This window comes from Pseudarthrobacter sp. Y6, assembly GCF_050156205.1.
Classification (GTDB): Bacteria; Actinomycetota; Actinomycetes; order Actinomycetales; family Micrococcaceae; genus Arthrobacter.
In genome coordinates this window covers 3,224,506-3,246,980 of the sequence record NZ_CP189574.1, presented here as the reverse complement: position 1 = coordinate 3,246,980, position 22,475 = coordinate 3,224,506, and the positions used below count along the sequence as shown (strand labels likewise).

The window sequence follows — 22,475 nt, the reverse complement described above, 5'->3', positions numbered from 1 at the left end:
CACCTCCCTCTTCCCGTAACCAAGACTTCAGAATTTAGAGAACAAGAGAGAACAGGGACCATATGTCCAGCGAATCCTCCTTCGGCCTCATGCAGATCGGCCTCGCCACCGCGGATGACATCCGTGGCTGGTCTTACGGCGAGGTTAAGAAGCCGGAAACCATCAACTACCGCACGCTCAAGCCCGAGAAGGACGGCCTCTTCTGCGAGAAGATCTTCGGCCCTTCCCGCGACTGGGAATGCTACTGCGGTAAGTACAAGCGCGTGCGCTTCAAGGGCATCATCTGCGAGCGGTGTGGCGTCGAAGTCACCCGTGCGAAGGTCCGCCGTGAGCGCATGGGCCACATTGAGCTGGCCGCCCCGGTCACGCACATCTGGTACTTCAAGGGTGTTCCGTCCCGTTTGGGCTACCTCCTTGACCTGGCACCGAAGGACCTCGAAAAGGTCATCTACTTCGCTGCCTACATGATCACCAGCGTCGACGCCGACAGCCGCCACGAGGAACTGCCCAACCTGCAGGTTGAGCACGACATCGAGAAGAAGCAGCTGATCGACAACCGCGACTCCGACATCGCCACGATCGCCCGTGACCTCGAAAACGAGATCGCGCGCCTCGAAGGTGAAGGTGCCAAGGCTGCCGATAAAAAGAAGGCCCGCGACTCCGCGGACCGTCAGATGGCCAACGTGCGTAAGCGCGCCGACGCCGAGATCGATCGCCTCGAGCAGGTCTGGGAGCGCTTCAAAACCCTCAAGGTCGCTGACCTTGAAGGCGACGAAGGCCTTTACCGCGAGCTGCGCGACCGCTACGGCATCTACTTCGAAGGCTCCATGGGTGCCGAAGCCATCAAGAAGCGTCTTGAGAACTTCGACATGCAGGCCGAGTCTGACCTGCTGCGCGACATCATTGCCAACGGCAAGGGCCAGCGCAAGACCCGTGCCCTGAAGCGCCTGAAGGTGGTCAACGCGTTCCTGACCACCAACAACAGCCCGCTCGGCATGGTGCTGGACGCCGTCCCGGTGATCCCGCCGGAACTGCGCCCGATGGTCCAGCTGGACGGCGGCCGCTTCGCGACCTCCGACCTCAACGACCTCTACCGTCGTGTGATCAACCGCAACAACCGCCTCAAGCGCCTGCTTGACCTCGGTGCCCCGGAGATCATTGTCAACAACGAGAAGCGCATGCTTCAGGAAGCTGTTGACAGCCTCTTCGACAACGGCCGTCGCGGCCGTCCGGTCACCGGTCCTGGCAACCGCCCGCTGAAGTCCCTGAGCGACATGCTCAAGGGCAAGCAGGGTCGTTTCCGCCAGAACCTCCTCGGCAAGCGCGTTGACTACTCCGGCCGTTCGGTCATCGTCGTCGGCCCGCAGCTGAAGCTGCACCAGTGTGGCCTGCCCAAGCAGATGGCACTGGAGCTCTTCAAGCCGTTCGTGATGAAGCGCCTGGTTGACCTCAACCACGCACAGAACATCAAGTCGGCCAAGCGTATGGTCGAGCGTTACCGTCCGCAGGTCTGGGACGTGCTGGAAGAGATCATCACCGAACACCCGGTGCTGCTCAACCGTGCACCTACCCTGCACCGCCTTGGCATCCAGGCGTTCGAACCGCAGCTTGTTGAAGGTAAGGCAATCCAGCTCCACCCGCTGGTTTGTGGCGCCTTCAACGCTGACTTCGACGGCGACCAGATGGCAGTCCACCTGCCGCTGAGCCCCGAAGCCCAGGCTGAGGCACGCATCCTGATGCTGTCCTCGAACAACATCCTGAAGCCGTCCGACGGCCGTCCGGTCACCCTGCCTTCGCAGGATATGATCATCGGTCTCTACCACCTGACCACCAAGCGTGTCGGTTCAGCTGGCGAAGGCCGCGTCTTCTCCTCGGTTGCCGAAGCCATCATGGCGTACGACCTCCGCGAGCTGCACTTGAACTCGCAGGTCAGGATCCGTCTCGAAGGCTTCGTTCCGTACGCGGGCTGGGAAGCTCCGGAAGGCTACGAGCCGGGTCAGACCGTGCTCGTCCAGACCTCCCTGGGCCAGGTCATCTTCAACCAGACGCTGCCGGCGGATTACCCCTGGGTTGAGAACGTTGCGGACAAGGGCGAACTGTCCACGATCGTCAACGATCTCGCCGAGCGCTACCCGAAGGTGGTCACGGCGGCAACGCTGGACAACCTGAAGGATGCCGGTTTCTACTGGGCCACCCGCTCGGGCGTTACCGTCGCCATCTCGGACATCGAGGTACCCAAGGACAAGCCGAAGATCCTGGCCGGTTACGAAATCATGGCTGCCAAGATCCAGGGCCAGTACGACAAGGGCCTGATCGACGACGACGAGCGTCGCCAGGAACTGATCGAGATCTGGAACAAGGCAACGAACGAGATCGCCCAGGTGATGCGTGACAACCTGTCGCCGATGAACACCATCAACCGTATGGTGTCCTCCGGTGCGCGTGGTAACTGGATGCAGGTCCGTCAGATCGCGGGTATCCGTGGCCTGGTGGCCAACCCTAAGGGTGAAATCATCCCGCGTCCCATCAAGTCCTCCTACCGCGAGGGCCTGTCGGTGCTGGAATACTTCATCGCCACGCACGGTGCCCGTAAGGGTCTGGCTGACACCGCGCTGCGTACCGCCAACTCGGGTTACCTGACCCGTCGTCTGGTGGACGTGTCGCAGGACGTCATCGTCCGCGAAGAGGACTGCGGCACCGAGCGCGGCCTGATCACGCCAATCGCCGTGCCGGACGCCAACGGCGAGCTGGTCCTGGACGAGAACGTCGAGAACAGCGCCTACGCCCGTACGCTCGCTGTTGACGTTCTGGACTCTAAGGGCAATGTCCTTGCAGCCGGCGGCACCGACTGCGGCGACGTCGTTATCGCTGAGCTGTTCGCAGCCGGCATCACCGAGGTAAAGGTCCGCTCTGTACTCACCTGTGAGTCCAGCGTCGGCACCTGCGCCCTGTGCTACGGCCGTTCGCTGGCCACCGGCAAGACCGTGGACATTGGCGAGGCTGTCGGCATCATCGCCGCACAGTCCATCGGTGAGCCCGGTACCCAGCTGACCATGCGTACGTTCCACACCGGTGGTGCTGTTTCCGCCACCGGTGGAGAAGACATCACCCAGGGTCTGCCGCGTATCCAGGAGCTCTTCGAAGCCCGTACTCCGAAGGGTGTCGCACCGATTGCTGAAGCAGCCGGCCGCATCGCCATCGAAGAGTCCGAGCGTCAGATGCGCCTGGTCATCACCCCGGATGACGGATCTGAAGAGATCGCCTACCCGGTACTGCGCCGTTCACGCCTCCTCATCGAGGATGGCGAGCACGTCACAGTTGGCCAGAAGCTCATCAACGGTCCGGTGGATCCCAAGCAGGTTCTGCGCATCATGGGTCCCCGTGCCGCGCAGAAGTTCCTGGTGGACGAAGTCCAGGGCGTGTACCGCAGCCAGGGCATCGGTATCCACGACAAGCACGTCGAGGTTATCGTCCGCCAGATGCTGCGCCGCGTCACGGTCATCGAGTCCGGCGAATCGGATCTGCTCCCCGGCGAGCTCGCCGAGCGCAGCCGCTTCGAGGAGGCCAACCGCCGCGTTGTGTCCGAGGGCAAGACTCCGGCTTCCGGACGTCCTGAGCTCATGGGCATCACGAAGGCGTCCCTGGCCACTGAGTCCTGGCTGTCGGCAGCTTCCTTCCAGGAGACCACCCGCGTCCTGACGCAGGCGGCCATGGAAGGCAAGAGCGACCCGCTGCTCGGCCTCAAGGAGAACGTCATCATCGGCAAGCTGATTCCGGCCGGCACGGGTCTCCCGCGCTACACCGAGGTCACCGTGGAGCCCACGGAGGAAGCGAAGGCCAACCTGTTCACCGGCCCCAGCGCATTCAGTGACTTCTCGTACGACTCCCTGGGCGGCGACGGAGCTCCTGAGTTCCACGCCATCCCGCTGGATGACTACGATCTCGGCAACGATTTCCGCTAGTCGATTGCGTTTGAAAGGCCCCGCTTCCACTCTGTGGAGGCGGGGCCTTTCGTCTACACCCGATTAAGGGCCCGGGTCCAGCCGTGCTAAACTTTGTGTAATTGTTCTGTGTGGCAGTGGATGAAGGCCGCCGCAGCATCATTTTGGTTTTGTTCTCATGATGCTGGGTGGAGCTTGTTTCCGGGTTGCGGGTAAGGTGCGCAACGAATGCCACGCTTTTGCACGCCTACGCAAGTTTCCAGAGGCCGCAGCTGCAAGGAACAACGCCAAAACCATTGTGTTCAGGCTGGCGCCTGAGCGTGAAGGTAGAGATCAAACCAACGGAGAACACGAGAGTGCCTACGATTAACCAGCTGGTCCGCAAGGGCCGCACGCCTAAGGTCAAAAAGACCAAGGCTCCCGCGCTTAACGGCAGCCCGATGCGCCGCGGTGTTTGCACCCGCGTTTACACCACCACCCCCAAGAAGCCGAACTCGGCTCTTCGTAAGGTTGCACGTGTGCGCCTCAACGGTGGCGTTGAAGTTACCGCTTACATCCCCGGTGTAGGCCACAACCTGCAGGAGCACTCCATTGTGCTCGTTCGCGGTGGTCGCGTGAAGGACCTTCCCGGTGTCCGTTACAAGATCGTCCGTGGCGCCCTCGATACCCAGGGTGTGAAGAACCGTAAGCAGGCCCGCAGCCGCTACGGCGCAAAGATGGAGAAGAAGTAATATGCCTCGCAAGGGTCCGGCCCCCAAGCGGCCGCTCGTACTAGATCCCGTTTACGGCTCCCCGCTGGTTACCCAGCTGATCAACAAGGTGCTGGTTGACGGTAAGAAGTCCACCGCAGAGCGCATTGTTTACGGTGCCCTCGAAGGCGCCCGCGCCAAGTCCGGCGGCGACCCCGTAGCAGCCCTCAAGAAGGCCATGGAGAACGTCAAGCCTTCCCTCGAGGTCCGCTCACGCCGCGTTGGTGGCGCTACCTACCAGGTTCCGGTTGAGGTCAAGCCGGGCCGCTCCACCGCCCTCGCCTTGCGTTGGCTGGTTGGCTACTCCAAGGCCCGCCGTGAAAAGACCATGACCGAGCGCCTCCAGAACGAAATCCTGGATGCCTCCAACGGTCTCGGTGCCGCTGTGAAGCGTCGCGAAGACACCCACAAGATGGCCGAGTCCAACAAGGCCTTCGCACACTACCGCTGGTAATACTTCCCGGACGCCGCCGGCTCGACTGAGCCGGCGGCGAACGCGTAGTCCATCCGAAAGGGAGACACCGTGGCACAGGACGTGCTTACAGACCTTAGTAAGGTCCGCAACATCGGCATCATGGCTCACATCGATGCTGGCAAGACCACCACCACCGAGCGCATTCTGTTCTACACAGGTGTGAACCACAAGATCGGCGAAACGCACGACGGTGCTTCGACGACTGACTGGATGGAACAGGAGAAGGAACGCGGCATCACCATCACGTCTGCCGCCGTGACCTGCTTCTGGGACAACAACCAGATCAACATCATTGACACCCCCGGCCACGTTGACTTCACTGTCGAGGTTGAGCGCTCACTGCGCGTCCTCGATGGCGCAGTTGCCGTGTTCGATGGTAAAGAAGGCGTCGAGCCCCAGTCTGAGACCGTTTGGCGCCAGGCTGACAAGTACAACGTTCCGCGTATCTGCTTCGTCAACAAGATGGACAAGCTCGGCGCTGACTTCTACTACACAGTAGACACCATCATCAGCCGCCTCGGTGCCAAGCCGCTCGTTATGCAGCTGCCGATCGGTGCCGAGAACGACTTCGTTGGCGTTGTCGACATCCTGGAAATGCGCGCGCTGGTCTGGCCGGGCGACTCCAAGGGTGACGTCACCATGGGTGCCAAGTACGAGGTCCAGGAGATCCCCGCGGATCTGCTGGAGAAGGCCAAGGAATACCGGGCTGCCCTCGTTGAGACGGTGGCTGACGCTACCGAAGAACTCATGGAGAAGTACCTCGAGGGTGAAGAACTCACCGTCGAGGAGCTCAAGGCCGGCATCCGCAAGATGACGATCAACTCTGAGCTCTACCCGGTCTTCTGTGGCTCCGCGTTCAAGAACCGCGGCGTTCAGCCGATGCTTGACGCCGTGGTCGACTACCTGCCCAACCCGCTCGACGTCCCGCCGATGATCGGTCACGATCCTCGCGACGAAGAGAAGGAACTCACGCGCGCGCCTTCCTCCGACGAGCCTTTCTCGGCTCTGGCGTTCAAGATTGCTGCGCACCCTTTCTTCGGCCAGCTCACCTTCATCCGCGTGTACTCCGGTCACGTCGAAGCGGGTGCTCAGGTGGTCAACTCCACCAAGGGCAAGAAGGAGCGCATCGGCAAGCTGTTCCAGATGCACGCCAACAAGGAAATGCCCGTTGAGGGTGCTACCGCCGGCCACATCTACGCAGCGATCGGGCTGAAGGACACCACCACGGGCGACACCCTGTGTGACTCCAGCAACCAGATCGTCCTCGAGTCCATGAGCTTCCCGGAGCCCGTGATCTCGGTTGCTATCGAACCGAACACGAAGGGTGACCAGGAGAAGCTCTCACTGGCTATCCAGAAGCTCTCCGCTGAGGACCCGACCTTCCAGGTCTCCCTCAACGAGGACACCGGTCAGACCATCATCGCCGGCATGGGCGAGCTCCACCTGGACATCCTGGTGGACCGCATGCGCCGCGAGTTCAAGGTCGAGGCCAACGTCGGCAAGCCGCAGGTCGCTTACCGCGAAACCATCAAGAATGTTGTTGCGCGTCACGACTACACGCACAAGAAGCAGACCGGTGGTTCGGGCCAGTTCGCAAAGATCCAGATTGCGATCGGGCCGCTGGACACTTCCGAGGGCGAGCTGTACGAGTTCGAGAACAAGGTCACTGGTGGCCGTATTCCGCGCGAATACATCCCGTCGGTTGACGCCGGTATCCAGGATGCACTGAACGACGGCGTCCTGGCCGGTTACCCGGTTGTTGGCATCAAGGCGACGCTGATTGACGGCGCGTACCACGATGTTGACTCTTCGGAGATGGCGTTCAAGATCGCCGGCCGTATGGCTTTCAAGGAAGCCGCACGGAAGGCGAACCCCGTCCTGCTCGAACCGCTGATGGATGTAGAGGTCCGCACCCCTGAGGAATACATGGGTGAAGTAATCGGTGACCTCAACTCCCGCCGTGGCCAGATGCAGTCCATGGAAGATGCACAGGGTGTCAAGGTCATCCGTGCGCACGTCCCGCTGTCCGGCATGTTCGGCTACATCGGTGACCTGCGTTCCAAGACCCAGGGCCGCGCTGTGTACTCCATGACGTTCCACAGCTACGCCGAGGTCCCGAAGGCATTTGCCGACGAGATCATCCAGAAGAACCGCGGCGAGTAGTCTTCCCGACTTTCGCAGCAAAAAACTCGGGTGCGTTTCCGGTTGACGGAAGCTCACCTGGTGCAGGTGGCCGGGTCCCGGTTAGATGCAGTCCGGTCAAGCCGGGCCCCGGCCATCTGCACGAACAGGCTCGAGGGACTAGTATTAGTTCCTGAATCTGCAATTTCACCAATCCAAAGCCCCCCAAGTAGACTTGCCTGAGTTTCTGCCGCGATAAGCGCGGTTGAAGGGTAAGTCATTTGAAAACGTTCTAGGAGGAACCTGTGGCAAAGGCAAAGTTCGAGCGGACTAAGCCGCACGTCAACATCGGCACCATTGGTCACGTTGACCACGGTAAGACGACGCTGACTGCCGCCATTTCCAAGGTGCTGTACGACAAGTACCCGACTCTCAACGAGCAGCGCGACTTCGCGTCGATTGACTCTGCTCCGGAAGAGCGCCAGCGTGGTATCACGATCAACATTTCCCACGTTGAGTACCAGACCGAGAAGCGCCACTACGCACACGTAGACGCTCCGGGTCACGCTGACTACATCAAGAACATGATCACCGGTGCTGCCCAGATGGACGGTGCAATCCTCGTGGTTGCCGCCACTGACGGCCCGATGGCTCAGACCCGCGAGCACGTTCTGCTTGCCCGCCAGGTTGGCGTTCCCTACCTGCTGGTTGCGCTGAACAAGTCGGACATGGTTGATGACGAAGAGCTGCTGGACCTCGTTGAAATGGAAGTTCGCGAGCTGCTTTCGGCTCAGGGCTTCGATGGCGATGAGGCTCCGGTTGTTCGCGTTTCCGGTCTGAAGGCCCTCGAAGGCGACCCCATCTGGGTCAAGTCCGTTGAGGACCTCATGGCTGCCGTTGACGAGTCCGTTCCGGATCCCGTACGTGACCGTGACAAGCCGTTCCTGATGCCGATCGAAGACGTCTTCACGATCACCGGCCGTGGCACCGTTGTAACCGGCCGCGCCGAGCGTGGAACCCTCGCCATCAACTCCGAGGTCGAGATCGTCGGCATCCGCCCGGTCCAGAAGACCACGGTTACCGGTATCGAGATGTTCCACAAGCAGCTCGACGAAGCATGGGCCGGCGAGAACTGTGGCCTCCTGCTCCGCGGTCTGAAGCGTGATGACGTAGAGCGTGGCCAGGTCGTCGTCAAGCCGGGTTCCATTACCCCGCACACCGACTTCGAGGCCAACGTCTACATCCTCTCCAAGGATGAAGGCGGACGTCACAACCCGTTCTACTCGAACTACCGCCCGCAGTTCTACTTCCGCACCACGGACGTAACCGGCGTTATCACCCTGCCGGAAGGCACGGAAATGGTTATGCCTGGCGACAACACTGAGATGACCGTTGCGCTCATCCAGCCCATCGCCATGGAAGAGGGCCTCGGCTTCGCTATCCGCGAAGGCGGCCGCACCGTTGGTTCAGGACGCGTTACTAAGATCGTCAAGTAATTTACTTGTTGATTACGGAGCTGACGGCCCTCTGACGGCCTGACGCGAAGTTTGGAACAGCCCCGCTGCTAGTGCAGCGGGGCTGTTCTTTGTTACAGTTAATCCAATCAATGGATTAACTGTGCAGGCAGGCCTGCCCTTTGGAGAGGGATCGCCGTGAGGGACGAATCTTATGAAGCGGGATACCGCGCCGGTCACCTTCAGGGGTGGCTTGACGCCGTGGCCAAGCAACAGGTGCCAGGCCAGCCGAGTCCGGGGGCCGCACAATCGCCAAGTTCCGTCAGAGTCGACTCGCCGCTGGGGGAGGCCCCGCCCCTGGGGGAGGGTACGACGGCGGCATCCAGCGGTGTGCCCACGCCGGCGGCGCCACTGCCCGCCGAAGTCGGCATCTCCCTGGTGCCGGCGTCGCCTTTGGCGGAAGTTTCTCCTGTGCCGCCAGAATCGTTGCCGGTACCGCCACCTGAACGAATGATCATTCAGACGCCGTCAGCTTCGGCGCCCTTTTCGCCTCGGTCGCCCACCTCATCGGGGCAGCCGGAGTCCCTGGCCGCCTCGTTCCAGACATATCCGGAGACACCGGCCCAGCGCCAGGTCCGGCGTGAAAAGCGGGACCGGCAGAACATCAACATCACGCTGTACGTGGCCAGCCTGCTGCTGGTGGCTGCCGCAGCTCTGTTCATCGGTACCAGCCTTCCGCCCATGTTGCGCTTTGCCGGCGTCTGCGCAGTCACGGCGCTGTTCTATGGCGCGGGCTTTGTACTGCACGCCCGGGTTCCGAGGCTGAAGCCCGCCGCCGTGGCATTCACGGGCACCGGGCTCGCCCTGGTTCCTGTGACCGGCCTGGCACTATACAACTTCGCACTGCATCACAGCCCGTCCGCCTGGCTGATTACATCGCTGATCGGGACCGCTGCCTATGTTGCGGCGGCGGTACGGCTGGAGAGCAGGGTCCTCGCCTACCTGTCCCTCACGTTCGTGGCCTCGACGGCGTTCTCCGGCGTTTCAATCCTGGGTGGGGCGCTCGTCTGGTATTTCGCTGTACTCATAGCCGTCGCCGTGCTGCTGACTGGCATTGCCCTTGCCCGGCCCGGCTGGCTGCCGCCGGTCTATGTCAGGCCGCTGATGGTCTTGCACCCACTGGTGGTACCCGCCGTGGCGGTTGCCGCTACCTTCGTGCCGTTGCTCCTGGATAAGGCGGAGTACGCGCTGATCATCGGTATGGCCGGAGGCTATTTCGCCCTGATGGCCGCTGTACCGGGGCGGTTCCGGCTGATCAACTTCTACGCGGCGCGGGCCGCCCTGACCGTAGCTGCCGCCGTCGAGATCTGGCACCTGACCGGCCGGGGGACCGACGCCCTGCTCGCCGTCGGCGTATTACTTGCCGCCCAGGCAGTGGGGCTGGCCTTCTTGTCGGCCAGGCTGACCGATTGGTTCCCCCAGCAACAGGCAGGCTCGTCCACCGCCGGCAGCAGCCCAAACGCCGCTGGAGAACGCTGGCGGATTGATGGCTCAGTGACCTTTGGCCTGCAACTCGGTGCCACCACGGCGTTCAGCGTTCAGGAGACCGCTGCCGGTTTCTTCCGTGCTGTTGACGGGTACGGTTCAGTCGAACCGGGCACGACGGTGCCGCTGTGGGTGCCGGTGGCCTTATCGCTGGCCACGGGCATGGTGCTGGCCGCCAGGTGGGCCGGCCGGGCCGAATGGGCGCCAGTGGCCGCACTGGCTTTGGCCGGCATCGCTTCTCCTTCGATGGGTGCGTGGCCGCTCGCCGGCATGCTGCTCCTGGCCGCCGGCTTCTGGGCCATCCGCGGGGCCTTCGCGGCAGGTGATTTCCGTGACCGGTTGGTTCTGGGAGCCCGGTTGGGCCTCACATTTGCAGTCCCCGTCACGGTCGCGGCCGTGATGGCTGACGTTCCTGGGCGGGCCGAGTCGTCTGTGTTCGCACTGTTGCCGGCACTCGTGTTCCAACAGCTCCTTACGGCTTTCCTGGAGCGCTTCGGCGTGCGGACCTTAGCGCCGCAGCCCACCTTGGTGGTCTTCGGTGCCGGAGGTGCGCTGGTTCTGGTCGGGCTGCCGTTCATTGAGACTTCGCCGTACCACGGTCTGACGGCCGTCGGCCTGCTTATCCAGCTTGCTGCGGCATTTGCTATCGGAGCCCTGTTGGTTCCACGGCCGGCCACGGAACGGGACTGGGTTGCAACGGTGTGGGAGGCCTTGCCGCTGGGTATGTCCGTGGTGGCCGCGACGGTCGCCTTCCAGGCCGTTTCACAAGGCGCCGGAAACCTGGCGCTGCTGCTGGTGGTGTCGTATCTGCTCATCACGGCGACGCGTCTGCGGCTGCGCCAACACCGCTGGGCCTACTGGTGGTTCGCCAGGGCGGCAGCCACAGTCCTTGCCCTGACAGCTTTTCACCAGCTACAGCAGGACGGAGGTCCGGTGGTCATCGCGGACGAAGCGGTCCGTCCCGCTATGGTGCTCGTGACGGTGCTGGCACTTCAGCTGTGCCTTCCGCTGGTGGCTGCCATCCGCCGTCGTGCCCCCCGGGGGATTCTTGCTGACGCGGGCGCCTTGCTCCTTCTCCAGTTGGCGGGCAGCGCCAGCTTTGCGCAGGGAGGTTCCGCCGACTGGCAGGGAACTTCCGCTGCAGGACTTGTGGCCCTCGGCGCCGCGGCCTCGGGGTACTTCCTCCGCCGGGAGGCGGGTGCGGTCTGGTTGGCCCCGTTTGCATTTGTAGTGCTGCTGGTCCTCGGCGACGGCGATTTCCTTCGCGTTGAACTGATCCTGGGCATCTTCGCTGTGTACTCCACGCTGATGGTGGTGGCCGAGCAGCAGCGGGCCAGGAAGGGCTGGTACTTTGTGGCGGCCCGTGTGCTGACGGCAAGCCTCGCCCTGGTCCTCAGCTACGACATCACTGCCTCGCCCACTGTGGTTTCGGTGACCTTTGCCCTGGTGCTCGCGGCCCAGCACGCCGTCCGCTGGGTGATGCGCTCACGGCTTGCTGACATCCCCTTCCAGCAGGCTGCCGTCTGGATCACACTGACGGGGCAGGCGTTGCTGCCGCTGGCGTACGTGACGAGGCCGGGTGGCGTCGGGCTGCTGGCGCAGGACGACGACGGCGGCCGCTGGGTAGTGCTGCTTGAACTGTTGATGCTCCTGGTCTCTGCTGTGGTGGCCAGGAGACTCTTCAGTGCCCGCGGAGCCCTTTACTTCGCTGTGTATGCGGCGCTGTTCGGAGTGCTCGCCTTGGGCCCGCTGTTCACGTTCGGTGGGACGATCCTGGTGTTCCCGGTCCTGAGCTACACCGGAACTGCGGTGGCTCTGCAGGGTGTCGCGCTGATCGCTGTCGCTGCTGGCATCTTGCGACGGCGGCAGAACGCGGGCCGGCAGGACGGGCGCCGGCAGAACGCTGGCGCCGCGGACGTCGAACACTGGCTGTGGCTGGTTACCGCCGGCTCGTTTGCCGGTGTTGGGCTGCTGATCTCGCCGTTGGCGGCCGACTGGGTGACGGGAGCGGCTGTGCTGGTCCTGTCAGCCGTGTGCTTTACCGCGTCGCACGTCGAGGATCTGCCGGTCCTGTATCCGCCGGCAGCCCTGGCCGCGCTCGGCGGGTCCGTCGCCTTGGCGGCGGAGGCGTATCCGGAAGTCCCCGGCGTTTGGGGAGGATTCCTGCCATGGCTGACCGGCGCGGGCGTGGCTTCGGCCGCCCTCTTTGTCGTGCGGCTCATGCGCAGCGTCCCCTTGCAGGCTGAGCCGGTGCGTCGTTGGTCGCTGGCTGGCGCGGCCTTCCTCGGCCTCGTCCTGGTGGTCTTCGTCGGAATCCGGCACGATGCAACGTCCTGGACGGCTGCGGCCGTACTGGCCGCCGCCGTCGGAATCTCCTATCATGAGGCACTTCCACGGGCGCGACGGATCGCCCTGGAGGTGGGTGCGTTGTTCGTGACTGTGGCGGTCCAACGTGCTGCCATCTGCGAGCTCGACGCGCCGGGTGGAAGCGCGGGCCGGCTATTGACCGACCTTCCCAGTCCGTTCTGGGTTGTTCAGTGGTACGTGGTCCTGGCCGCTGTCCTCGGCGGTTTGCGGTACTTTTCCGGCAACCAAGCTGCCGGCCGGTTCCTGGTGGGCGCGGCGTCTGTGTTGCTCTCCCTGAGCGGACTGGGCGTAGTGTTTGGCGGTGCCGGTGGGCAGCAGCTGTGGGTCCTCGTGCTTCTCGCCCTGTTGCTCACGGCAGGACTTGGCCTGGGGGAGCGGCTGTTTGTCTGGTGGGGCGCAGCAGGGGTGGCCGCCTGCATTCTGTGGGCCATGCGCCAGTACACTTTCCTGCTGTTGGCGTTCATCGCCGTGGGGCTGATCGTCTTTGCCATCTGGCGGCTGAACCGTGGAACGACCGGTCAGGTGCCGGACGCGGGCCCAGGGATGCACCCGGGTCCTGAGTCCAACCCGCCGTCGCGCGACGGCAGGGAACCGTCACGCCGGCACTGATACTGTTGCTGACAGCGAGAGGAGTACATCATGGGATGGCTGATTTTTCTGATCATCGCGGTAGCTGTGGTCGCCGCAGTTTTCTGGGCCAAGAAGCATTTCCGCACGGAGATTGACCGCGCCAAGCGCATCAACCGGGCAAACAAGGACAAGTAGCAGGGACGGTTCGCCTCAGCGGGGCGTTAGCCGGTGTTCAGCCGGGCGGGCCTTCGCCGGCCAGTGATTTCCGGGCCTGGCTGAGCGCCCGGTACCAGTAGAACGATTCCTTGGGTGTGCGCTCCAAGGTGTCGAAATCCACGTGCACCAGGCCGAAGCGCTGTGAGTATCCTGCGGCCCATTCGAAGTTGTCCATCAGCGTCCAGACGTAATAACCGCGGAGGTCCACGTCGTGGGCAATTCCGCCCGGAGCCGTTGCTTCCAGCGCGTGCCGCAGGTGTCCCGCGATGTAATCGATCCGCTGCTGGTCGTGGACGGGGCCGGTGACATGCTCGGGCTCAGGGAAGCTGGCACCGCTTTCGGTGATGTAGATCGGCGGCAAGGCATCCCGGTAGCGGTCCTTCAGCTCGCGCAACAGGATGCCCAGATGCTCCGGAGCCACCGGCCAGCCGAAACCCGTGGTGCCGTATTCGGGAAACGTCTCCTGGTGGAACGGCACCCGCACCATGGCCTCGGCGGGACCCGTGGGGCTTTCGGCCGGACCCCGTCCGGCTGCCACCTTTGTCGGGTAGTAATAGTTCACGCCGTAGAAGTCCAGAGGCTGATGGATGGTGCGGAGGTCGGCGTCGGGGATTCTGCCGAACGACCGGAACCAGGGCTTGGCGATGAGCGGCGGGCGGGGGTACCGGCCCAGGAGGAGCGGATCGGCATATATGCGGTTGAGCATCAGGTCGAAAACCAGCGCGATGTACTTGTCCGTGAGTTTCCGCGTGGCCGGCCGGACGGGGGAATGGAGGTTGGTCACCCCGATGCCGCCGCGGACCCCTTCCGAACGCAGCGCCTGGACGGCCAGTCCGTGGGCCAGCAGCTGATGGTGGACGGCGGGAAAGGCGTCAAACAGCAGGCCCTGCCCGGGAGCGTGGACGCCCAAGGCATAGCCATTCAGCACCACCGAGGCTGGTTCGTTGAGGGTGACCCACTGGTCCACGCGATCACCAAAACGCTCGCCGGCCGCGCCTGCATACTCAGCGAAGCGTTCAGCGGTGGCCCTGTTCATCCAGCCGCCGCGGTGTTCCAAGGGCAGGGGTGTATCCCAGTGGTAGAGGGTGGCCATGGGGGAGATGCCGGCGTCGAGGAGCTGGTCGATGAGGCGGTCGTAGAAGTCCAGGCCCTGCTTGTTGAACGCGCCGCGGCCGTCCGGCTGGATCCGCGGCCAAGAGATGGAAAAGCGGTAGGAATCGACGCCGAGGTCCCGCATCAGAGCCACATCTTCGGGCGAGCGGTTGTAGTGGTCGCAGGCCACTGCGGGCGAGCGTCCATCGATGATGGCGCCGGGTTTCTCAGCGAAGGCGTCCCAGCCGGAGGGACCCCGTCCGTCAGCGGAGAGGGCGCCTTCGATCTGGAAGGCGGCCGCGGCCACTCCCAGGGTGAACGAACTGGGCAGACGGCCGGCCAGATCCTGGACGGAAACGTCATCTTCGACGGTCATTCCCCCATCATCCATTCGGATGTTGCCGAAGGCAATGACCCCAAGCGCCGCCAAGCCCAGATGCCCAGTGGGCAGGACGGGGAGGTGTCAGCCTGCAGATTCGCTTCTGGGCATAATATCCGGCATACTAGATGAGTTGTTCAAGCGCTTCTTCGTGTCCCGATCCGGATAATGCCGGGTGTCAGGGTCCAAGTGGAAGCCCAAACATAACCCACTCCCCATGGAACTGCGGATTTGTATGCGTGCTAAGCGCGACACGCCCGACCGCGGGGGTCGGTTACGTCGGCAGGTTGAGGAACCCGGATTCATCCGGATTCAGCTTGTGCGGCGGGTGGTAGTTCAGACTTCAAATGCTTCGGCAGCCACATGCAACAGGAAAGTGAACAGAGCAGCCCTCACCGGGAGCAGCACTAACTGAAAGAGAGTCAGGCGACATGGCGGGACAAAAAATCCGCATCCGGCTGAAGTCATATGACCACGAGGTCATTGACGTTTCAGCACGGAAGATCGTTGAGACGGTCACGCGCGCAGGCGCAACGGTAGTTGGCCCCGTGCCGCTGCCGACGGAGAAGAACATTTACTGTGTAATCCGCTCTCCGCACAAGTACAAGGACAGCCGCGAGCACTTTGAAATGCGCACGCACAAGCGTCTTATCGACATCATCGATCCCACGCCGAAGGCTGTTGATTCGCTTATGCGTCTCGACCTGCCGGCCGACGTGAACATCGAAATCAAGCTGTAGGGAGGTGCTGAGAGACTATGACCGCAACCCGTAACGTAAAGGGCCTGCTGGGCACGAAGCTCGGCATGACCCAGGTCTGGGACGAGAACAACAAGCTCATCCCCGTCACTGTGGTCCAGGCAGATTCGAACGTCATCACCCAGCTGCGCAACGCAGACACTGATGGCTACGTAGCTGTTCAGATCGGCTACGGCCAGATCGATCCCCGCAAGGTCACCAAGCCGCTGGCTGGTCACTTTGAAAAGGCAGGCGTCACGCCTCGCCGCCACGTCGTCGAACTGCGCACTGCAGATGCTGACACTTACGAGCTGGGCCAGGAGCTTTCTGTTGAGCTCTTCGAAGCCGGCCAGAAGATCGACGTTATTGGCACCACCAAGGGTAAGGGCTTCGCCGGTGTTATGAAGCGTCACGGCTTCCACGGTGCTCCCGCCTCACACGGTGCTCACAAGAACCACCGTAAGCCCGGTTCAATCGGTGGCGCATCCACCCCGAGCCGCGTCTTCAAGGGCATGAAAATGGCCGGCCGCATGGGCGCCGTTCGTCACACCACGCTGAACCTCACGGTTCACGCAGTTGACGTCGAGAAGTCGCTGCTCCTGATCAAGGGTGCCGTCCCCGGCGCCCGCGGCCAGGTCGTACTCGTACGCACCGCCGTGAAGGGAGCCTAGTTCAATGACTAGCACTGTCAAGGTTGACCTGCCTGCAGAGATCTTCGACGTTCAGACCAACGTGCCGCTGCTGCACCAGGTCGTCGTAGCCCAGCTCGCTGCTGCTCGCCAGGGTACCCACAAAACCAAGACCCGCGCCGAGGTTTCCGGTGCAGGTCGCAAGCCGTTCAAGCAGAAGGGCACCGGCCGCGCCCGTCAGGGTTCAATCCGTGCTCCTCACATGACCGGTGGTGGCGTAGTCCACGGTCCCACACCGCGTGACTACAGCCAGCGCACCCCCAAGAAGATGATTGCTGCTGCACTGCGCGGCGCACTCTCTGACCGGGCACGCAACGGACGAATCCACGTTGTTGCTGAACTGGTGGAGGGCACCAAGCCGTCCGTCAAGAACGCACTGGCAACGCTGCGCGGAGTTTCCGAGCGCAAGAACCTGCTGGTTGTCATCGAGCGCGCCAACGATGTTGCAGCACTTTCCGTGCGCAACCTCGCCGGTGTTCACGTTCTGTACGCAGACCAGCTGAACACCTACGACGTACTCGTCTCTGACGACGTTGTCTTCACCAAGGCTGCCTACGAAGCATTCGTTGCTGACCGGGCAGTAGCAAAGAACGAGGAGGATGCCAAGTGAGTGCAGCCACCATCAAAGACCCGCGCGACGTCGTGCTTGCACCCGTCGTATCGGAAAAAAGCTACGGCCTGATCGATGAGGGTAAGTACACCTTCCTGGTGGACCCCCGCTCGAACAAGACCGAGATCAAGCTGGCCGTGGAGAAGATTTTCTCCGTCAAGGTCGAATCGATCAACACCATCAACCGTGCCGGTAAGCGCAAGCGCACCAAATTCGGATGGGGTACCCGCAAGAACACCAAGCGTGCAATTGTGAGCCTCAAAGAAGGCACCATCGACATCTTCGGCGGTCCGCTCTCGTAGCGGAGACCACTTTAACGAGGAAATAAATTATGGGAATCCGTAAATACAAGCCGACTACCCCGGGCCGTCGTGGCTCGAGCGTAGCGGACTTCACCGAAATCACGCGGTCGACGCCGGAAAAGTCGTTGGTACGTCCGCTGCCCAAAAAGGGCGGCCGTAACAACTCCGGTAAGATCACGACCCGTCACAAGGGTGGTGGCCACAAGCGCCAGTACCGTCTGATCGACTTCCGTCGCCACGACAAAGACGGCGTCAACGCCCGCGTTGCCGAAATCGAGTACGATCCGAACCGCACGGCTCGCATCGCCCTCCTGCACTACGTTGATGGCACCAAGCGTTACATCATCGCCCCGAACAAGCTCTCCCAGGGTGACGTCGTTGAGGCAGGTTCCGGTGCTGATATCAAGCCCGGTAACAACCTGCCGCTGCTCAACATCCCGGTTGGTACCGTAATCCACGCAGTTGAACTGCGTCCGGGTGGCGGCGCCAAGATGGGCCGCTCCGCCGGCGCATCGATCCAGCTTGTTGCCAAGGAAGGCCGCTTCGCCCAGCTGCGTCTGCCTTCCGGCGAAATCCGCAACGTTGACGTGCGCTGCCGCGCAACCGTCGGCGAGGTCGGCAACGCCGAGCAGTCGAACATCAACTGGGGTAAGGCCGGCCGCATGCGCTGGAAGGGCGTTCGCCCGACCGTTCGTGGTGTCGCGATGAACCCGGTTGACCACCCGCACGGTGGTGGCGAGGGTAAGACGTCCGGTGGACGTCACCCCGTCAACCCGAACGGTAAGCGGGAAGGCCGCACCCGGCGTCCCAACAAAGAGAGCGACAAGCTTATTGTTCGTCGCCGTCGTACTGGCAAGAACAAGCGATAGGAGCCTGGACACATGCCACGCAGCCTGAAAAAAGGTCCTTTCGTTGACCAGCACCTCTTTGTAAAGGTAGCCAGGGAAAACGATAAGGGCACCAAGAACGTCATCAAGACCTGGTCCCGCCGTTCGATGATCATCCCCGACATGCTCGGGCACACGATCGCCGTACACGACGGACGCAAGCACATTCCGGTGTTTGTCACTGAGTCGATGGTCGGGCACAAGCTCGGCGAATTCGCTCCCACGCGGACATTCCGCGGCCATGTCAAGGACGACCGTAAGGGCAAGCGCCGCTAGGCGCCTGCACTTACGTCAAAGACGAGAGAAGGAAAGCAATGGAAGCCAAGGCAATTGCGCGTCACATCCGCGTAACGCCTATGAAGGCCCGGCGCGTCGTCAACCTTGTTCGTGGTAAGCAAGCGAATGAGGCTCTGGCAATTCTGAAGTTTGCCCCCCAGGCAGCTTCGGAGCCGGTATTCAAGGTAGTACAGTCGGCAATCGCAAACGCCCGGTCCCTCGCGGACCGCGACGGTGTTTCGTTTGACGAAAGCGACCTCATCATCAGCGAAATGTTCGTTGATGAAGGCCCGACCATGAAGCGGTTCCAGCCGCGTGCTCAGGGTCGTGCATTTCAGATCAAGAAGCGCACCAGCCACATCACTGTGGTAGTCGCTACACCTGAGAAAGAGGAGGCTCGCTAAGTGGGACAGAAAGTTAACCCGCACGGGTTCCGACTCGGCATCACCACCGATCACGTATCGCACTGGTTCGCTGACAGCACCAAGCCCGGACAGCGGTACAAGGACTTCGTTCGCGAAGACATCCGTATCCGCCAGCTCATGTCAGTTGGCATGGAGCGCGCCGGTATCGCCAAGGTTGAGATCGAGCGCACCCGTGACCGTGTCCGTGTGGATATCCACACGGCACGTCCCGGCATCGTTATCGGCCGCCGCGGCGCTGAAGCAGACCGCATCCGCGGCGAGCTTGAGAAGCTGACGGGCAAGCAGGTCCAGCTGAACATCCTCGAGGTCAAGAACCCCGAGATGGAAGCACAGCTTGTTGCCCAGGGCGTTGCTGAGCAGCTGACTTCCCGCGTGGCTTTCCGCCGTGCGATGAAGAAGGCAATGCAGTCCGCTCAGCGTGCAGGTGCCAAGGGCATCCGTATCGCCTGCTCCGGTCGACTGGGTGGCGCAGAAATGTCCCGCTCGGAGTTCTACCGCGAAGGCCGTGTGCCCCTGCACACCCTCCGTGCGAACATCGACTACGGCTTCTACGAGGCAAAGACCACCTTCGGCCGCATCGGCGTGAAGGTCTGGATCTACAAGGGTGACGTCACCGCCAAGGAACTGGCTCAGCAGGCAGCTGCTGCTCCGTCCCGTGGCCGCGGTGCCAGCGACCGTCCGGGCCGCCCGGGTGGCGCCGGCGGCGCTGACCGTGGTGACCGCCGCCGTCGTACCGACCGTCCGGCAGCAGAGGCAGCTCCGGCGGCCGTTGCTCCGGCAGTTGAGGCTGCACCTGCTGCAGTAGAAGGAGGACAGGCTTAAATGCTTATCCCACGTCGAGTCAAGCACCGTAAGCAGCACCACCCGGGTCGTTCCGGCGCTGCTACGGGCGGCACCAAGGTCTCCTTCGGTGAGTGGGGTATCCAGGCACTGAGCCCGGCATACGTCACTAACCGTCAGATCGAGTCTGCCCGTATCGCGATGACCCGCCACATCAAGCGTGGCGGTAAGGTCTGGATCAACATTTACCCGGACCGTCCGATCACCAAGAAGCCTGCCGAAACCCGCATGGGTTCCGGTAAGGGTTCACCGGAATGGTGGGTCTCAAACGTCAAGCCGGGCCGGGTTCTCTTTGAGATCTCCGGCGTCGAGGAATCGGTAGCTCGCGAGGCCCTGCGCCTGGCAATCCACAAGCTCCCGTTGAAGGCACGCATTTTGCGTCGCGAAGGTGGTGAATAGAAATGGCAGTAGGATCCAAGGAACTTGCATCCGCACAGCTGGACACGTTCGACAACGAGCGCCTCGTTGAAGAACTCCGTAAGGCTAAGGAAGAGCTGTTCAACCTGCGTTTCCAGTCCGCCACCGGTCAGCTGGAGAACCACGGTCGTCTGCGCGCGGTAAAGAAGGACATCGCACGCATCTACACCGTTCTCCGTGAGCGCGAGCTGGGCATTCGTGCCGAGGTTGCCGCACCGGTTGTGGAAGCCAAGGAAGAGAAGAAGTCCAAGAAGGCTGCAACCAAGAAGGCCGAAACGGCTGAAACGGTTGAGGCCGAGGAGGATGCCAAGTGAGTGAAAAGGACGAGAACGTGACGGAAACTGTTTCCGCAGCAGCTACGGCTGGCGAACGCGGTGACCGTAAGACGAAGCGTGGCTACGTAGTCTCGGACAAGATGGAAAAGACCATCGTTGTCCAGGTAGAGGACCGCGTAAAGCACGCTTTGTACGGCAAAGTCATCCGCCGCAACACGAAGATCAAGGCTCACGACGAAGAGAACAGCGCCGGCATCGGCGACCTCGTTCTCCTCGCCGAGACCCGCCCGCTGTCCGCTACCAAGCGGTGGCGTCTGGTCGAGATCCTCGAAAAGGCCAAGTAACACCCCGCAGCCTGCTTGCAGGTACTGCACCGGAAACCCCCGTTCCCTTTTTGGGAGCGGGGGTTTCCGCATTTCGTGGCGGTTGCGCTGCGGACGCCGCCCTGTGATATGGGAGATGGCCCCAACTGTGCTAGGATATTGAGTTTGTATGGCGCCCTCTGTGCGCCGTCATCAACCTCGTAAACAATCGTGCCACGGCATAGTGCCCCCTCGTGCTTCGGACCTGTCCGGATCCGCCTGGGAAGCAAATGTTTTTGGCACGGGAGTTTAGGCCTGGTCTGGCAAAATCCAGGCAGGTCAAGAGACACCCCGATCAACCGTTCCGCAAGGCTCATTCCGTAGGAAGATTTTCGGTCTGAGAACCGGCGCGACGCAAGGAGTAAATAGTGATTCAGCAGGAGTCGCGACTCAAGGTCGCCGACAACACGGGTGCTAAGGAAATCCTTACCATTCGCGTTCTCGGTGGATCTGGCCGTCGCTACGCAGGCATTGGCGACGTCATCGTCGCTACCGTCAAGGATGCAATTCCGGGCGGCAACGTAAAGAAGGGCGATGTTGTTAAGGCAGTCATCGTCCGTACCAAGAAGGAACGCCGCCGTGCGGATGGTTCCTACATCAAGTTTGACGAGAACGCAGCTGTGATCCTGAAGGCTGACGGTGACCCCCGCGGTACCCGTATCTTCGGACCGGTTGGTCGTGAACTTCGTGACAAGAAGTTCATGAAGATCGTTTCTCTGGCTCCGGAGGTGCTCTAGTCCATGGCTAAGATCAAAAAGGGTGACCTCGTTCAGGTCATCACTGGCGCCAAGGCTGAGCGCGGCGGCGACAAGGGTAAGCAGGGCAAGGTTCTGCGCGTATTCCCCGAGACCAACCGCTTGTTGGTTGAGGGCATTAACCGCGTAACCAAGCACACCAAGGCCGGTCAGTCGCAGCGCGGCACCAAGACCGGTGGCATCGAGGTCGTAGAAGCTTCGATCCACATCTCCAACGTGGCTCTGGTTGACCCGTCCACCAAGAAGCCCACCCGCGTCGGTTTCCGCACCGAGACCGTTGAGCGCGATGGCGTGAAGCGCGAAGTGCGTGTCCGCGTGGCCAAGAGCTCCGGGAAGGACATCTAATGACTGAGACTCTCGAGACTCCGGCAGCGAAGATCGTTCCTCGTCTGAAGACCAAGTACGCCGATTCCATCAAGAGCACGCTCGTTGAGGAATTCAAGTACAGCAACGTGAACCAGGTTCCCCGCCTGGTGAAGGTCGTTGTGAACATGGGTGTTGGAGATGCCGCTAAGGACTCCAAGCTGATCGACGGCGCTGTCCGCGATCTGACCCTGATCACCGGCCAGAAGCCGCAGGTAACCAAGGCCCGCAAGTCGATCGCACAGTTCAAGCTGCGCGAAGGCATGCCCATCGGCGCACACGCAACTCTGCGTGGAGACCGCATGTGGGAATTCCTGGATCGTCTGGTCACGCTGGCTCTGCCCCGTATCCGCGACTTCCGCGGCCTCAGTGGCAAGCAGTTCGACGGCAACGGCAACTACACCTTCGGTCTGACCGAGCAGGTTATGTTCCACGAAATCGACCAGGATTCCATCGACCGCGTACGCGGCATGGACATCACGGTTGTAACCACCGCCAAGACCAATGACGAAGGCCGCGCGCTACTGAAGGCGCTTGGCTTCCCGTTCAAGGCCGAAGACTAATCTAACTACGTAACAGGTCCTTCGCTGATGCTTCAGGCAGCAGCGAGGAAACCGTTATGAGGAAG

Annotated in this window: 22 protein-coding genes; 21 read left to right on the top strand and 1 reads right to left on the bottom strand. The window is 62.1% G+C overall.

Features of this window, described 5'->3' with window-relative positions:
* The first annotated feature begins 62 nt into the window (after window positions 1-62).
* The 7 genes from ACQCSW_RS15500 to ACQCSW_RS15470 all read left to right on the top strand — a co-directional run bounded on the left by ACQCSW_RS15500 (window position 63) and on the right by ACQCSW_RS15470 (window position 13,417).
* Window positions 63-3,962 carry a DNA-directed RNA polymerase subunit beta' gene (locus ACQCSW_RS15500; RefSeq protein ID WP_426987243.1) on the top strand — a complete coding sequence of 1,300 codons (3,900 nt, stop codon included), beginning with the start codon at window positions 63-65 and terminating at the stop codon, window positions 3,960-3,962.
* Window positions 3,963-4,297: 335 nt separating this feature from the next.
* A complete protein-coding gene (gene rpsL / locus ACQCSW_RS15495) occupies window positions 4,298-4,672 on the top strand; it encodes a 30S ribosomal protein S12 (protein WP_011692814.1) in 375 nt (124 codons plus the stop codon).
* Between the two features lies 1 nt (window position 4,673).
* A complete protein-coding gene (rpsG, locus tag ACQCSW_RS15490; RefSeq protein ID WP_011692813.1) occupies window positions 4,674-5,144 on the top strand; it encodes a 30S ribosomal protein S7 in 471 nt (156 codons plus the stop codon).
* A 69-nt stretch (window positions 5,145-5,213) separates the two neighbouring features.
* Window positions 5,214-7,328 carry an elongation factor G gene (gene fusA / locus ACQCSW_RS15485; RefSeq protein WP_426987241.1) on the top strand — a complete coding sequence of 705 codons (2,115 nt, stop codon included), beginning with the start codon at window positions 5,214-5,216 and terminating at the stop codon, window positions 7,326-7,328.
* Between the two features lie 263 nt (window positions 7,329-7,591).
* Entirely contained in the window at window positions 7,592-8,782 is a 1,191-nt protein-coding gene (gene tuf, locus ACQCSW_RS15480; protein WP_111906637.1) for an elongation factor Tu, read from the top strand.
* A gap of 468 nt (window positions 8,783-9,250) precedes the next feature.
* The gene (locus ACQCSW_RS15475; RefSeq protein WP_426987239.1) at window positions 9,251-13,261 is read left to right on the top strand and encodes a hypothetical protein; all 4,011 of its coding nucleotides are present in this window, start codon (window positions 9,251-9,253) and stop codon (window positions 13,259-13,261) included.
* Window positions 13,262-13,291: 30 nt separating this feature from the next.
* The gene (locus tag ACQCSW_RS15470) at window positions 13,292-13,417 is read left to right on the top strand and encodes a hypothetical protein (protein ID WP_426987237.1); all 126 of its coding nucleotides are present in this window, start codon (window positions 13,292-13,294) and stop codon (window positions 13,415-13,417) included.
* A gap of 37 nt (window positions 13,418-13,454) precedes the next feature.
* On the opposite strand, the gene ACQCSW_RS15465 is transcribed toward ACQCSW_RS15470, so the two are convergent.
* Window positions 13,455-14,906: a GH1 family beta-glucosidase gene (locus tag ACQCSW_RS15465; protein ID WP_426987235.1), complete on the bottom strand. Its 1,452-nt coding sequence runs from the start codon at window positions 14,904-14,906 to the stop codon at window positions 13,455-13,457.
* A gap of 434 nt (window positions 14,907-15,340) precedes the next feature.
* Between ACQCSW_RS15465 and rpsJ the strand changes: the two genes are divergently transcribed.
* The 14 genes from rpsJ to rplE all read left to right on the top strand — a co-directional run bounded on the left by rpsJ (window position 15,341) and on the right by rplE (window position 22,410).
* Window positions 15,341-15,649: a 30S ribosomal protein S10 gene (gene rpsJ, locus ACQCSW_RS15460; RefSeq protein WP_038464699.1), complete on the top strand. Its 309-nt coding sequence runs from the start codon at window positions 15,341-15,343 to the stop codon at window positions 15,647-15,649.
* 17 nt (window positions 15,650-15,666) lie between these two features.
* Window positions 15,667-16,317: a 50S ribosomal protein L3 gene (gene rplC / locus ACQCSW_RS15455; protein ID WP_056344391.1), complete on the top strand. Its 651-nt coding sequence runs from the start codon at window positions 15,667-15,669 to the stop codon at window positions 16,315-16,317.
* A 4-nt stretch (window positions 16,318-16,321) separates the two neighbouring features.
* Window positions 16,322-16,945 (top strand): 50S ribosomal protein L4, encoded by a 624-nt coding sequence (rplD, locus tag ACQCSW_RS15450; RefSeq protein WP_056344389.1) that lies wholly within the window; start codon window positions 16,322-16,324, stop codon window positions 16,943-16,945.
* On the top strand, window positions 16,942-17,247 hold the full coding sequence (rplW, locus tag ACQCSW_RS15445) for a 50S ribosomal protein L23 (protein ID WP_018773664.1): 306 nt from the start codon (window positions 16,942-16,944) through the stop codon (window positions 17,245-17,247). The genes rplD and rplW overlap by 4 nt, the downstream gene beginning before the upstream one ends.
* A 29-nt stretch (window positions 17,248-17,276) precedes the next feature.
* Entirely contained in the window at window positions 17,277-18,116 is an 840-nt protein-coding gene (gene rplB, locus ACQCSW_RS15440) for a 50S ribosomal protein L2 (protein WP_056344386.1), read from the top strand.
* Window positions 18,117-18,128: 12 nt separating this feature from the next.
* The gene (rpsS, locus tag ACQCSW_RS15435) at window positions 18,129-18,410 is read left to right on the top strand and encodes a 30S ribosomal protein S19 (RefSeq protein ID WP_011775591.1); all 282 of its coding nucleotides are present in this window, start codon (window positions 18,129-18,131) and stop codon (window positions 18,408-18,410) included.
* Window positions 18,411-18,448: 38 nt separating this feature from the next.
* Window positions 18,449-18,814 (top strand): 50S ribosomal protein L22, encoded by a 366-nt coding sequence (gene rplV / locus ACQCSW_RS15430; protein ID WP_056344381.1) that lies wholly within the window; start codon window positions 18,449-18,451, stop codon window positions 18,812-18,814.
* Window positions 18,815-19,657 carry a 30S ribosomal protein S3 gene (rpsC, locus tag ACQCSW_RS15425; RefSeq protein WP_354250550.1) on the top strand — a complete coding sequence of 281 codons (843 nt, stop codon included), beginning with the start codon at window positions 18,815-18,817 and terminating at the stop codon, window positions 19,655-19,657.
* Window positions 19,658-20,074, top strand: a complete 417-nt coding sequence (rplP, locus tag ACQCSW_RS15420; RefSeq protein ID WP_056344375.1) for a 50S ribosomal protein L16 — start codon at window positions 19,658-19,660, stop codon at window positions 20,072-20,074.
* A gap of 2 nt (window positions 20,075-20,076) precedes the next feature.
* Window positions 20,077-20,406, top strand: coding sequence for a 50S ribosomal protein L29 (rpmC, locus tag ACQCSW_RS15415; protein ID WP_058931719.1), 330 nt, complete (start codon window positions 20,077-20,079; stop codon window positions 20,404-20,406).
* Window positions 20,403-20,711: a 30S ribosomal protein S17 gene (rpsQ, locus tag ACQCSW_RS15410; RefSeq protein WP_056344371.1), complete on the top strand. Its 309-nt coding sequence runs from the start codon at window positions 20,403-20,405 to the stop codon at window positions 20,709-20,711. The genes rpmC and rpsQ overlap by 4 nt, the downstream gene beginning before the upstream one ends.
* Window positions 20,712-21,097: 386 nt before the next feature.
* Entirely contained in the window at window positions 21,098-21,466 is a 369-nt protein-coding gene (gene rplN, locus ACQCSW_RS15405; protein WP_024366126.1) for a 50S ribosomal protein L14, read from the top strand.
* A gap of 3 nt (window positions 21,467-21,469) precedes the next feature.
* Window positions 21,470-21,829 carry a 50S ribosomal protein L24 gene (gene rplX, locus ACQCSW_RS15400; protein ID WP_185261221.1) on the top strand — a complete coding sequence of 120 codons (360 nt, stop codon included), beginning with the start codon at window positions 21,470-21,472 and terminating at the stop codon, window positions 21,827-21,829.
* Entirely contained in the window at window positions 21,829-22,410 is a 582-nt protein-coding gene (gene rplE / locus ACQCSW_RS15395; RefSeq protein ID WP_185261220.1) for a 50S ribosomal protein L5, read from the top strand. The genes rplX and rplE overlap by 1 nt, the downstream gene beginning before the upstream one ends.
* The last annotated feature ends 65 nt before the right edge of the window (window positions 22,411-22,475 follow it).

Excerpts from the sequence above, each read along its gene's own strand:
- rplV (WP_056344381.1), top strand. The coding sequence starts at position 18,449 with ATGGAAGCCAAGGCAATTGCGCGTCACATCCGCGTAACGCCTATGAAG.
- ACQCSW_RS15470 (WP_426987237.1), top strand. The coding sequence starts at position 13,292 with ATGGGATGGCTGATTTTTCTGATCATCGCGGTAGCTGTGGTCGCCGCA.
- ACQCSW_RS15465 (WP_426987235.1), bottom strand. The coding sequence starts at position 14,906 with ATGACCGTCGAAGATGACGTTTCCGTCCAGGATCTGGCCGGCCGTCTG.
- rplP (WP_056344375.1), top strand. The coding sequence starts at position 19,658 with ATGCTTATCCCACGTCGAGTCAAGCACCGTAAGCAGCACCACCCGGGT.
- rplC (WP_056344391.1), top strand. The coding sequence starts at position 15,667 with ATGACCGCAACCCGTAACGTAAAGGGCCTGCTGGGCACGAAGCTCGGC.
- rpsS (WP_011775591.1), top strand. The coding sequence starts at position 18,129 with ATGCCACGCAGCCTGAAAAAAGGTCCTTTCGTTGACCAGCACCTCTTT.
- ACQCSW_RS15475 (WP_426987239.1), top strand. The coding sequence starts at position 9,251 with ATGATCATTCAGACGCCGTCAGCTTCGGCGCCCTTTTCGCCTCGGTCG.
- rplD (WP_056344389.1), top strand. The coding sequence starts at position 16,322 with ATGACTAGCACTGTCAAGGTTGACCTGCCTGCAGAGATCTTCGACGTT.
- rpmC (WP_058931719.1), top strand. The coding sequence starts at position 20,077 with ATGGCAGTAGGATCCAAGGAACTTGCATCCGCACAGCTGGACACGTTC.
- rpsG (WP_011692813.1), top strand. The coding sequence starts at position 4,674 with ATGCCTCGCAAGGGTCCGGCCCCCAAGCGGCCGCTCGTACTAGATCCC.
- rpsJ (WP_038464699.1), top strand. The coding sequence starts at position 15,341 with ATGGCGGGACAAAAAATCCGCATCCGGCTGAAGTCATATGACCACGAG.
- ACQCSW_RS15500 (WP_426987243.1), top strand. The coding sequence starts at position 63 with ATGTCCAGCGAATCCTCCTTCGGCCTCATGCAGATCGGCCTCGCCACC.
- rplB (WP_056344386.1), top strand. The coding sequence starts at position 17,277 with ATGGGAATCCGTAAATACAAGCCGACTACCCCGGGCCGTCGTGGCTCG.
- rplX (WP_185261221.1), top strand. The coding sequence starts at position 21,470 with ATGGCTAAGATCAAAAAGGGTGACCTCGTTCAGGTCATCACTGGCGCC.
- rplE (WP_185261220.1), top strand. The coding sequence starts at position 21,829 with ATGACTGAGACTCTCGAGACTCCGGCAGCGAAGATCGTTCCTCGTCTG.